Origin of the sequence: Adhaeribacter aerolatus (assembly GCF_007991635.1) — a bacterium.
GTDB classification, from domain to species: domain Bacteria; phylum Bacteroidota; class Bacteroidia; order Cytophagales; family Hymenobacteraceae; genus Adhaeribacter; species Adhaeribacter aerolatus.
Map to the genome: position 1 here is coordinate 49,348 of NZ_BJYS01000009.1, position 12,520 is coordinate 61,867.

Annotated in this window: 4 protein-coding genes; 2 read left to right on the top strand and 2 right to left on the bottom strand. The window is 42.9% G+C overall.

What is annotated here, in order from left to right:
• Positions 1–160 precede the first annotated feature (160 nt).
• Positions 161–1,069, top strand: a complete 909-nt coding sequence (locus AAE02nite_RS08095) for a glycosyltransferase family 2 protein (protein ID WP_146896827.1) — start codon at positions 161–163, stop codon at positions 1,067–1,069.
• Between the two features lie 138 nt (positions 1,070–1,207).
• On the opposite strand, the gene AAE02nite_RS08100 is transcribed toward AAE02nite_RS08095, so the two are convergent.
• Together AAE02nite_RS08100 and AAE02nite_RS08105 are read right to left on the bottom strand one after the other, a co-directional pair.
• Positions 1,208–2,146, bottom strand: coding sequence for a glycosyltransferase family 8 protein (locus AAE02nite_RS08100; RefSeq protein WP_146896829.1), 939 nt, complete (start codon positions 2,144–2,146; stop codon positions 1,208–1,210).
• Between the two features lie 219 nt (positions 2,147–2,365).
• Positions 2,366–3,361, bottom strand: coding sequence for a glycosyltransferase (locus tag AAE02nite_RS08105; protein ID WP_146896831.1), 996 nt, complete (start codon positions 3,359–3,361; stop codon positions 2,366–2,368).
• 1,499 nt (positions 3,362–4,860) lie between these two features.
• Between AAE02nite_RS08105 and AAE02nite_RS08110 the strand changes: the two genes are divergently transcribed.
• Positions 4,861–11,847 carry an Ig-like domain-containing protein gene (locus tag AAE02nite_RS08110; protein WP_146896833.1) on the top strand — a complete coding sequence of 2,329 codons (6,987 nt, stop codon included), beginning with the start codon at positions 4,861–4,863 and terminating at the stop codon, positions 11,845–11,847.
• Positions 11,848–12,520 lie beyond the last annotated feature (673 nt).

The following is a 12,520-nucleotide window of genomic DNA, read 5'->3' on the forward strand; positions in this document are numbered from 1 at the left end:
TATTTAAGATATGCCAACAGAGAGTATACACCTGCGTGTAAACAAGGAAACCCGAATAGAACGAGCTAACGGATAGTTTTAGTTTTATTGTAAACAGAAACTAATTCCTTGTTTTAGAGTTGGATAAATCTATCTGGATTAATCCTTATTTTGAAAGAATATGAATGATCAGAATTTGGTTACATCTAAGAGTACTTTAGATGATTTAATTACGGTTATTATCTCTACCAAAAATCGCTGGCCTGATTTACATAAAGCTTTATTAAGCTTGCGGAATCAAACGATTAAACACCATGTTTTGGTTTTAGATGATAACTCGGATGATGGCACGTATGAGAACGTAAAAAACCTGTTTCCCGAAGTAACTTTACACTCCTACAAAGAGTCGGCCGGCTATATTGTACGCCGCAACGAGGCCGTTGAAATGGCTAAAACGCCTTATGTGTTATCCATTGACGATGACTGCGTTTTAGAAAGCCCCACTATTTTGTACCAGATTGCTGATTTTTGTGTAGCTAATAATTGCGCCGCTGTAGCCTGGCCTTATATTGATGCCAACTTATCGCCGGAGGTACATGATGTTGCTCCTAACGATGGACTTTGGCAATCGCATACGTTTAAGGGCTGCTCTTTTGTGGTTAAACGCGATATTTTCTTACAAATCGGTGGTTTCCGGACCTCTTTCTTCCACCAGGGCGAAGAAGAAGATTACTGCATCCGGCTGTTGGAACTGGGCCACCCGGTATTTTTGGGTAAAGGCAATGCCATTCACCACTACGAATCGCCGAAGCGAAGCTGGGATCGCATGGACTTTTACGGCAGCCGCAATTTAATGCTGTTTGCTATTTTTAATGTGCCCCTTAAATATTTACCCGTTCAGTTGGCGGGGAGTGCTTTCAAAAGTTTTTTATATGGTTTTAAAATCAAAAGACCTTACCAAAAAACCCGGGGCATCCTCTATGGTTTCCTGGATGGCCTTAAATTAGCCATGAAAGAAAGAAAACCGGTATCAACCCAAACTTATTTGAAGTACCGCGAACTCAAAAAACAATATCAGCCTTATGCCTAACCAATGGTTGAGCAATTACCAACTAAGCAAGATTTAAAAGAGAACGGCCTGCTATTGTTAAAATAGCAGGCCGTTCTTCGTTTATCCTGATAATAGCCGGACTTGCGCTTTATGTCTTAAACGTAAAATATTTCCGGACTAAAGCGAATCCGAGGCGGTAGTTCTGGCCCTAATTACCCCATTATCAATCAAAAACTCTTTTAGCCGGACTTTTAAATATTTTAAAAAGTAAGACTTGTTAATTTTGAAATCGATGTACTTCTGCTGGGTGGCAAATGGCGAAAGTTTCAGGTAATAATGATAAATATACCTTAACCGGTTGGTACAGGTCATCATCCAGGGTTTATTTTGGGTGGTGTAATGAATAATTACCTTGTCCTTTATAAAAGCATCAAATTCCTGGCGGGTTAAATATTTTGGAATATCGTAAAAGGTAATATTAAACCGGTTACTTACTTGCACAATATTATTTTGCAGCAAAGCATTTAAAGCATCTTGGTCGGCCCACTCTATTTTCTCCGGGAAATCATTCAGAAACTGCAAGGCTTTTTCTAAAATATGCTGGCTTTTCCAAAGTTCGGTATTAATCAACATCACCCCCGCGTTAAAGTAATGGCCTTTGGTAGAAATACCTAAATCCGGGCGTAAGCTTATTTTTGCATCCAGAGCCGCTGCGGCCGGCACCGAATCTACATTTACCCGGTACAATTCGGCCAAGTCGCCCACCACTACCGTATCGGTATCGATGTAAAGCAGTTTTTTTATGTCTGCGGGCACTAGCGACGGGAAAAACAAGCGGTAGTAAGTGGCCGCCGAAAAATGCACGTTGTCGGGCAGAACCAGCGCGTCTACGTTGGCTTTATCCAGCTCGTAAAAGTATATCTGACTTTGATTCTCCTGCACAAACCGGGTAATTTTTTCCCGTTCGCGGTTATCCACACCGGCCGCAATGGCATGTAATACTATGTTGTTCTTTTTGTTGTTGTGGAAAATAGAGGTAATCAGCACATAAAAAGGAACAATAAAATTCTGGTCGAAGGCTAATGCTATGTGTATTTTGTTTTCTTGCTCTGCCATTTTAATTATAAACCCACACTTGTAAAAGCAAATTTAACTAAAAACCTTACAAACCAGCACCTTATTCGGATTGGCTTTAACTAAACTAATCGCACCGATACACGCTCAACTTAGCTCAGGCGATTTGGCTATTATTTTCCTACCGAACAGCTTTTGCTAATCTTAAACTGCTACACTTGCTCTACGATAAAAACGGTTTTAGAGTAATGCAGCCGACTGCTAAATGGCTGATTTCATTTTTTTGCCCACTACCTTCTTTATTAATTGTTTTACCTGGTGCTCCAGGTTACCCATACTCAATAAAGTATTAAAACGAGCTTGCTCTAAAAAAGGCTTGGCCAACCATGCCCGATATCGTTGCAAAACCGGGCCGGTTAAAACATCTACCCAAGCCTGCGCGATAGTCTCTTCGGTATAAAGGGTTGCTTTTCTCCTTCCATTTTGTACTAGCTTATTATACAAAGCTTGGTCGTCGCGCAATTTTAAGATGGCTGCGATGGCTTCGTCGGGGGTAGTTACCAACAGGTAATCTTCTCCGGGCACGCCCACTTGTTTAAAAGCCGAATCGTGCCCGCCAATAAAAGGAATATTCGCATGCCAGGCGCCAAATAATTTAGTAGGCGGCTTGGTATTGTGGGGCTGTTCATCGAAGCTCCTGATTCCCAATAGAATATCAATAGAACTTAAATCGTGCCAGGAGCCACCCGACAAGGTAACAAATTGGATGTTATGCGGCGCCAGTAACTGCTTCCAGGTATCTACGGTGCCAGCCAGATTGCCGTTAAAGGCTTCGCCGGCGTAAGCTACCCGGCTTACGGCTGTTCGGTTAGCGTCCCGTTTTATCAGCCCCGGCTGCACCCAATGCGGTATAAAAGAAGTGTTGGGGCCCAACTGGTTTTTATTTTGCACCAGGTGATAATGTGCCCAACGGCGCCCCGGATAATCAGCTCTTACGCACACAATAAACTTCGATGCCTGGCCCTTTTGCTGTAATAACTGATCGGAGTGAATAATATTAATAAACCCTGGCAGCATTTTGTTAGAACACTGAACAGCTAACGAGCTGTGCTTCGATAAGATATGATAGGTTTGCAAACACCAGTTTAAATCGCCGCGGGTATAAATTTTTACCGCTGTTTCGGTATCGAGACGCAAATATTCGGCGAGGGCAGCATCTGTACAATCTATTACAAAATTATACCGGGGGAAAGTCATGAACAGATTAGAATTAATAATGATAGAATAGTTTCGGTAAAAAGAGCAAATAGCAAGCAACACCCTAAACTCCAGGAAGCACAAACCAACGAGAACAGCTTTACTTGATTTTACATCCTCTCCTTATAAACACATTTAAAACATACTTCATAAACCCGGCACTTTGGTTCAGCTTGAACAAAACTACCCTGATTATTTTAGATTAAATTATTTACCTGTTTTGCCGCGCAAAAACACCAAATTAAATTATCGATATAAATATAGCGTTTTTTATATACTATTCCCATTTTTTTATTTAAATTTCACTATTATGCTGCTAAAAAATCAGATATCTCGCGCCGGAACCCACTTTATTCTCTTATAAAGGAATAATCTATCAGCTTTTCACCGGCATAAAGCCCTTAAAAAAGCAGCAAATAACGGCTTATGCTGATCGATATATTAATAAGAAGTATCCCTGCTTACTTTACTAATCAACAAAATTCAAAGTTAGTTAAAGAGTTGAAGTTTGTTTAAATAAATTTTGGGGGGTTACCTTGATTCACATTAGTTACCAGGCTAAATCCAGAATCCTGCTTCTATTCCGCAAAGCATCTATTAAATACTCCTTAGTTTCTGACATCCACTGCCATTCAGCTCACTTGCTTTTTTTAGAAGCATAAAACAGCCAAGCTTTTAATTCTAAAGTGTCTTTTCAGCTTTGTGTTAATTCCAGTTTTCACACCTATTTTGTTTGCCTCTCGCCGACGCTGCACCCTAATAAATTTCACCTTATCTGTAGGTATAATATGCAGCTACAACTATCCACCTCTATTTACTCCCAATACCCCTCCTTTCCAATATTATATTTTATTAACTTATACAATTTATCTTTTTCTTAACAATCAAAATTCAGTTAGCATAAAATTAACTGTAATTACTCTACAGTAGCAATAAAACACCTACCAATTACGGTATACCTCTATCTCTTCTGCTTTTCAAAAGCAACTCTATTAAAATACCCATACAATTACAGGTACGCATAATAAGTTAGCAATAATATAATTTTTTTTATTTTACTATTGTACTAATAATTTTACTATTCTAATGCACCTTGTTAATAACTTTCCAAAATTTAGAACAACATAATCTCCTAATACAACCTATAATTTAATAGTTACAAGTATAATTATAAATTTTCACATAAAATGATATTTATAAATTTACATTTTTGGGAGTTAGAAAAATATAATCTAGTTTAGCATCATCATATAAATTAAACATAAGCAAGAATATTAAATTTTTAATTATGTACATTTTTAATATAACAGCAATACATGTTTTTATTATCACATTGGATTAATGCAACATTATCTCTTCAATCAGAAAAAAACAATATTTTATAAAGCCGAAAGTGGAATAAAATTTCATTTATATAAATATACCAATAAACCTTTATTTCATCACATCTAATTAATACCATTTAATTTCATTGCCTCTAATATTCAAACACTAATTATATGGAGAATACCTTTACAAAAACTTATACATCATTACTCCGCAGTTCCTATCTCTTTTTCCGAATACAGGATTATAAACTTCAGCAGAGGTTGGTTTTGCAGTCGCATTTTCTGCGCATATTTTTTGTGTTTGCTATAGCTTGCGGCAGTGGGTATAGCGGTCTGGCACAATCTACTTATCCGGCTCTAGCGCGCTTTGCTAAACCCAGCCCGGAACCAGCTGCTCCTGGCGATGCCTTTACCCCGCCCATGAGCGGTATCGCCCCTTCTGCAGCTCCCCAAGCCGCAGAATGGACCCGCACCGCCGGTCCTGATGAATCTATTGTTTTAACTGGTGTTAACTTATCGCGGTACACGGGCAACGACGAAGGAAAAGACAGCCGTTTTCTGGTGTATGGCCGGGGCGGTGTGCAAAAAGAAGCCCGCATTCAACGGGTAGAAACAGATAAAGCCATTATTACTTTAGCAAAAGATTTACCTACGTGGTCCATGTATTTAATTTGGCCGGGCAACGAAGCTGGTTATGGCCAGCCGATTGCCATTAACCAAACCGATGCCTGGTGGGTAGGTCCCGATAAAGCTACCCGCGGACAAACCGTTTCGGTGTTTGGCCGGAACCTGGCGCAGAACAACGATACCCTGCGTTCTTATGTATATATTAAGCCGGTAGGCAGCTCCGGTCAGTGGGCCACTGTTACGCAGGTAAACCCTTATAAAGTAGATTTTACGGTACCTGCCGGTTTAGGCAATGGTGAATACGAAGTGTGGGTACACAATGGCCACGGCGGACAATACGGCTGGAGCGGTCCGCAAAAATTAACGGTTTTTAACGGCCCCCAATGGACAACCACAGTTTTCAACGTAAAAAATTATGGTGCTACCGGTAACGGCTACACCGACGACACCCAAGCTATTCGTAATGCCATTTTAGCTGCTAAAAACAGCCCGGGCGCCAGTGTGTATTTCCCAACAGGTGTTTACATGCTGAGCAGCAACCTGCAGGCTTACAACGATCTGCAGCTTAAAGGCGATGGCCCAACTAAATCTATTCTGAAATGTGCAACCACTTATTCTACCGCTGCCATGTCCATGGTTTTCGGTTCGGTGCAGAATTTTGCTATTACCGATTTAGGATTTGATGGCAATAACAACTTCCGCGGAACGCTGGATAAGCCTATTTTCCTGCGGGGCAGCTCCGATATATATATTACCAATGCCCGTTTTGCGTTTGCCGGCTACAACATTATGGATTTACACAATTGCCGCTACGTGTATCTGAATAAAACCGAGCATATTGGCATCTCCAGCTTCCTGGGCGATTGTTCCCAGCTCTTTATCGATCGCAACAACATTAAACTGACGAACGATTCTGATATGGCGCTGCACTCCTGGAGTGGTGCCGGCATCAGCATGACCCGGACTACCTGCAGCGATTTAAACAATTCCGATCCGAATAACGGTGCGGGCTGGGGCAAAGGCCGCGTTTTTACCGGCAATGGTACCTGGGGCAGTAACCGCAACACTTACCTAGGCAATAACGTTACCTACGATCTTACTCCCCGTCCGGCAGCTGATGTAGATCAAAACTCCGGCGAACAATTTTTATGGGAAGGCAACCTGGGCCAGTGGGCTGGTTATGCATCTTCCTCCACTGCTACCACCACTAACGTACCCGGCTACAGCATTACCGCTCAGAATAAATTATACGCGGTAATTGTAAAAGGAAAAGGCATCGGCCAATCGCGCCGGGTAATCGCCAATAACGGGGGCATTATTACATTAAACGAACCCTGGAATGTGACACCGGATGCCAGCAGCTACCTGGTAATCGGCCACTTTATCGACCGGATTGCGGTTTATAACAATTATTTAGATGGTAAGCCGCGCGCCGTTACCAGCCCATCCCACATTGCCGCCGCTGGTATTGAGCCCTTTGGTGGCGCCATGAATTTTATTGCCGCTAATAATACCCTGCATGAGCTTCGTCAGGGTGTAGCCAACTGGTCAACCCAGCACACCACCGGTTTAGATCCAAATTTCTTTAGCCTGTACGCCAACAACAAAATGGTAAATTGCCGGTGGGGTATCTACAACCAGCTTATTTTAACCCGGCCCGAAGGAACAGCCGTTTTGGGTACTACCTACCGCAAAAATGACATCCAGGGGGCTACCGTATCCGGTATTCATACTTCTATCTCTACCGCTGCCGATAACTCTCTGAATGCCGATGTTTTTGAGTTTAACGCTTTAAGCAATTTACCACAAGGCTTAACCTCTTCGACCAGCGGCATTATGAATCAGTTGTTTTATAAAAACAATTTTAGTTCAGTAGGCGGTAGCGGCTTGACCATTACCCCTAAAATGGCTTTGCGGGAAAATACCTACCAAGGCGTAGGTACCCTTTACAAAGGTGGCTTGCAAGGTACCACCGTAGAAGCGCCGTTGCACGTAATTGAGATGGCAGGTACCGCCGGCGGTAGTTTAATTAATACCGATTTTATATTAAAGAACTCTACCATTGCCGCCATGAACTGGATTGCCGGCAGCAGTGCCTCCTGGTTAACCTTTTCTGCTAACAGCGGTTCTATTCCGGATGAACGGTGCACCAGTCAGATTGGACTTGTAGCCAACCCCGCTGGCTTGGCCGCCGGAACCCATTCGGCCACTATTACCATTACGGTTGGCGACCAGCTAAAAAAATATACCGTACTGCTTAAACTTGCCGCACCTCAAAACGGGGTAAATATTACTGCTCCTACGGCAGATAAAGAAATACCTAACGGCGAAGTAATTAATATTACTGCCAATGCTACCGACCAACAGGCCGGCATTACCAAAGTAGAATTCTTTTCCGGCACCGTAAAACTAGGTGAGGATTTAACCAGCCCTTATGGCTTTAGCTGGAATAATGCTACTGCCGGAACTTATGCCTTAACAGCTAAAGCTACCAACAGCAACGATGTGGTTACTACTTCGGCTCCGGTAAATATTACCGTAAGCGCCAATAAAGCGCCAACGGTAAGCCTTACATCGCCGTTAACCGCCAGTACTTTCGCCGCTCCGGCCAGCATTACCATTAATGCCGCTGCCGCCGATACAGATGGTACCGTAAGCAAAATAGAATTCTTTAATGGCACCACCAAATTAGGCGAAGATACCACCAGCCCTTACAGCTTTAGCTGGTACAATGTAGCTATCGGCTCTTACGTAGTAACTGCCAAGGCGACTGATAACGCCGGCTCTATCACCACCTCGGCCCCGGTAATTATTAGCACTTTGGTAAATAATAACCCAACCGTAGTTATTACCTCGCCGGGTATTAATGCCCAGATTAAAGCGCCCACCAATGTTTTTGTTACGGCTAATGCCGAACTTACCAATGGCAGCATCAACAAAGTGGAGTTCTTTAATGGCTCTACTAAAATAGGCGAGAAAACTGTTGCTCCTTTTGAAATATACTTAATGAATGCGCCTACCGGCATTTACACCATTACGGCTAAAGCACTGGGCAGCAACGGCACTACCACCACTTCGGCTCCTGTTATTTTTACCGTGGTAAACAGCACAACCCTGGTTAATGTAGCGCCATCGGTAAATATTACCGCCCCTACCACTACATCCGGTTTTACCGCTCCGGCCAACGTAACTATTAACGCTAATGCAAGTGATATAGATGGTTCGGTTAGCAAAGTAGAATTTTATTACGGCACCATTAAAGTAGGTGAAGATTTTACCAGCCCTTACAGTTTTACCTGGACTAATGCACTGGCCGGTAATTACGCCTTAACCGCTATAGCAACCGATAATGCCGGTACTACTACCGTTTCGGCTCCGGTAAATATTACGGTAAAAACATCCAATTCAACTACCAATGCACTGCCAACCGTAGCGCTTACCTCGCCAACCGCAGGTGCAACCTTTACTGCCCCGGCCAGCATCACCATTAATGTAAATGCCAGCGATTCTGACGGCAGTGTGAGCAAAGTAGAATTCTTTAACGGTACAACCAAGCTGGGTGAAGACCTGAGCAGCCCGTACAGCTTTACCTGGAGCAACGTAAGCGCCGGTAACTACACCTTAACGGCCCGGGCTACCGACAATGCAGGCTCCATTGCGGTTTCGGCTGCAATTAGCCTGATTGTTAATAACCCCGTAGTACCAGTTGCGCCTACTGTAGCTATTACAGCACCCACTAACAACAATACCTTTACCGCTCCAGCTAGTATTACTATTACCGCTAATGCAGCCGATGCCGAGGGCGCCATCAGCAAAGTAACTTTCTATAACGGTTCTGTTAAAGTAAGCGATGACTTTACCAGCCCATATACCGTTACGTGGAGTAATGTAGCAGCAGGCAGCTATACCTTAACCGCAGTTGCTACAGATAACGCCGGACTTACTACTACCTCTGCGGCAGTACAAGTAATTGTAAACGCACCGGTTTTAGTAGCGCCAACGATTGCCATTACTTCGCCAACAGCAGGTACCACTTTTACCGCTTCAGCTAATATTACGATTAATGCCAATGCTGCGGATACGGATGGTACCGTAAGCAAAGTAGAGTTCTTTAACGGTACTGTAAAAATAGGTGAATCCTTTACCAGTCCTTACAGCTTTACCTGGAACAACGTAGCTGCCGGCAACTACACTTTAACCGCCAAAGCTACCGATAACACCGGCCTGGCTACCACCTCGACCGCAGTAAATATAACTGTGGACGCACCGGCCCTTCCGGTTGCACCAACGGTAATAATTGCTTCCCCAACAAACAATGCTACCTTTACCGCTCCGGCTTCTATTACAATTGCCGCTAACGCCGCAGATGCTGATGGCAGCGTAGTTAAAGTAGAGTTTTACAATGGCACTACCAAGTTAGGCGAAGACCTGAGCAGCCCGTATAGCTTTATCTGGAACAATGCAACTGCCGGTTCTTATGCTATTACCGCAAAAGCTACTGACAATACCGGTCTGGTTGCCACTTCGGACCAGGTAAACGTGCAAGTGAATGCGCCGGTAGTACCTTTAGCGCCAACAGTTGCCATCACTTCACCGGTATCCGGCACCAGCTTTACTGCACCAGCGAATATTACCATTACGGCCAATGCAGCCGATGCCGATGGAACTGTTGCTACAGTCGAGTTTTATAATGGTACTACTAAACTAGGCGAAGACAATACCGCGCCTTATTCCTTCACCTGGACCAATGTTGCAGCCGGAAGCTATTCTTTAACCGCTAAGGCCATAGATAATACAGGTATGGCTACTACTTCAGCCGTAGTTGGTGTTGCAGCCAAAGCATTATCGGCTCCTACTGTATTCCTTACCTCACCAACCAACACGGCTATTTTCCAGGAACCGGCTAACATCATAATCACTGCTAATGCTGCCGATGCAGATGGCACCGTGATAAAAGTGGAGTTCTATAATGGTACTACCAAGTTAGGCGAAGACCTAAGCAGTCCTTACAGCTTTAATTGGAACAATGTGGCCGCCGGTAACTATACCTTAACCGCCAAAGCAATTGATAACAGTAGCCTGATAACCACTTCAGCGCCGGTAAACGTTACGGTAAAAGCGCTGGTAGCACCAACCGTTGCCATAACCGCCCCTACAACGGGCAGCAGCTTTACCGACCCGGCGTCCGTAACCATTGCGGCTACTGCTGCCGACACCGATGGCAGCGTAGTTAAAGTTGAATTTTACAGTGGCACTACCAAGTTAGGCGAAGACCTGAGCAGCCCATATAGTTTTAACTGGGGCAATGTGCCCGCCGGCTCCTATACCTTAACTGCCAGAGCTTACGATAACAACGGGCTTTCAACTACTTCTACGGGGGTAAGTATCCTGGTGGCAGCTAAATCCGGACCAAACTTTGCTGTGAGCATTACTTCGCCGGTTTCGGGTACAACCTACAACAGCACCACTAACATTGTTATTAATACCGGCATTTCTTCTGCGGTAGGAACCATTAAGAAAGTAGAGTTCTTCAACGGTGCGGTGAAATTAGGCGAAGACCTGAGCAATCCGTTTAGCTTTACCTGGAATAACGTAACCGCCGGCACTTATACTTTAACGGCCAAAGCAACCAATAAGAGCGGCCAAATGGCTACCTCTGAGCCTGTAGTAATAACTGTTAGCAACGGAATTACAGCCGGAATTATAAGCACCGCTAAAAATGAGAATATTACCCAAACCGGTGGCATCTCCTGGCAGTACTGGACAAACATTCCAGGCTGGCACGGGCCAAACCAATTACCAGTAAACAACACCCCGGCAGGAGAAAAAATATTAACTTCTTTTGCTACCCCGGTAAACATGGGTAATAATTATGGGGCTCGTATAAGAGGCTATGTGGTTCCCCCTGCTACCGGAGCGTATGTATTCTACATTGCCGGCGATGACCAAGGTGAGCTATACCTGAGCACTTCGGAGGATCCGAATCAAAAAGAAAAGATTGCCTTCTTAAGCCGTCCAACCGCTGCCAATTTGTTCACCAATCATGCCTCGCAACAATCTAAAACAATTATGCTGAAGGCAGGTAAACGGTACTATATTGAGGCGCTTCATAAAGAGGGTACTGGCAACGATAACTTATCAGTTGGCTGGAAAACACCAAATGGCACCTTGCAAGGACCAATTGCCGGAAATTATTTAGCACCATTCGAAAACAGCGCAGTAGCTTTAGTAACTACCAGCAAGGTTAACAACCAAGCCGATGATTCTGGCACCACACCTCGGGTTAGTGCTTATCCTAATCCGGCACAAGGCAGAACTACCATTGAATTTACCTTGACTCAAAACGAAGACTACAAACTGCAGATTTTTGACTTAAAAGGAAATTTGGTAACAACCCTTAAAACCGGTAAAGCTAAAGCGGCCGAGGCCGTAAAAGTTAGCTGGGAGGCAGGAAATCTACCAAAAGGCATTTACAATGCTACGGTAACCAGCACCAACGCTATTAAAACTACCCGCATTGTGCTGCAATAAACGCTAACGTAAATTTTGTAAGTTTTGCCAGAAGCTCTAACCAATTAAACTTGGTTAGAGCTTTTTATTTGTAAATAATTAAATATCCGTGCACGTTGCAAACTTATATTAACGAAGCTATCGAGGTTACGAAGAATTATTGAACCAGAACCCGTAATAGAGAAAATTTCTGTTCAAATAATATTCTTCCGCAAACAAAGACAACAAAACAGGAGGTAACAAAAGAAAGCCTACAGGCTGAACCAATTGACTTTAAAGCTAAATTTAGGGCCGATTTATACGAAGTTAATCCTTTTGTAAATTACGTTTCAGTTTAATCAGGCCATTCTGCTTTAAATCTACACAGACCATATAAGAGATTTACTAAAATTAATATTGTTTTAATCTAATTTTAATCTGAACCTCAACAATAAATATTACTTAGTTTCAGCGAAATAAATTTAATACAACTAGCGCATTTGGGTAATCTGCAATATTAAAATATTTAATAAAATAAATATTTTATTAAATATTTTTCAATACGCCTCTAATCAAAAGTCCTGATTAATATGAAAATTCAGGCACTCAAATGCAACTCAAAAATACTAGCACTCATACTATTATAAATAAAAAATGTAGCAGAAAGAGGATAGCAAAAACCTATATAAAAATCATTTTTTTTAGGATTATATTC

Excerpts from the sequence above, each read along its gene's own strand:
- AAE02nite_RS08095 (WP_146896827.1), top strand. The coding sequence starts at position 161 with ATGAATGATCAGAATTTGGTTACATCTAAGAGTACTTTAGATGATTTA.
- AAE02nite_RS08100 (WP_146896829.1), bottom strand. The coding sequence starts at position 2,146 with ATGGCAGAGCAAGAAAACAAAATACACATAGCATTAGCCTTCGACCAG.
- AAE02nite_RS08110 (WP_146896833.1), top strand. The coding sequence starts at position 4,861 with ATGGAGAATACCTTTACAAAAACTTATACATCATTACTCCGCAGTTCC.
- AAE02nite_RS08105 (WP_146896831.1), bottom strand. The coding sequence starts at position 3,361 with ATGACTTTCCCCCGGTATAATTTTGTAATAGATTGTACAGATGCTGCC.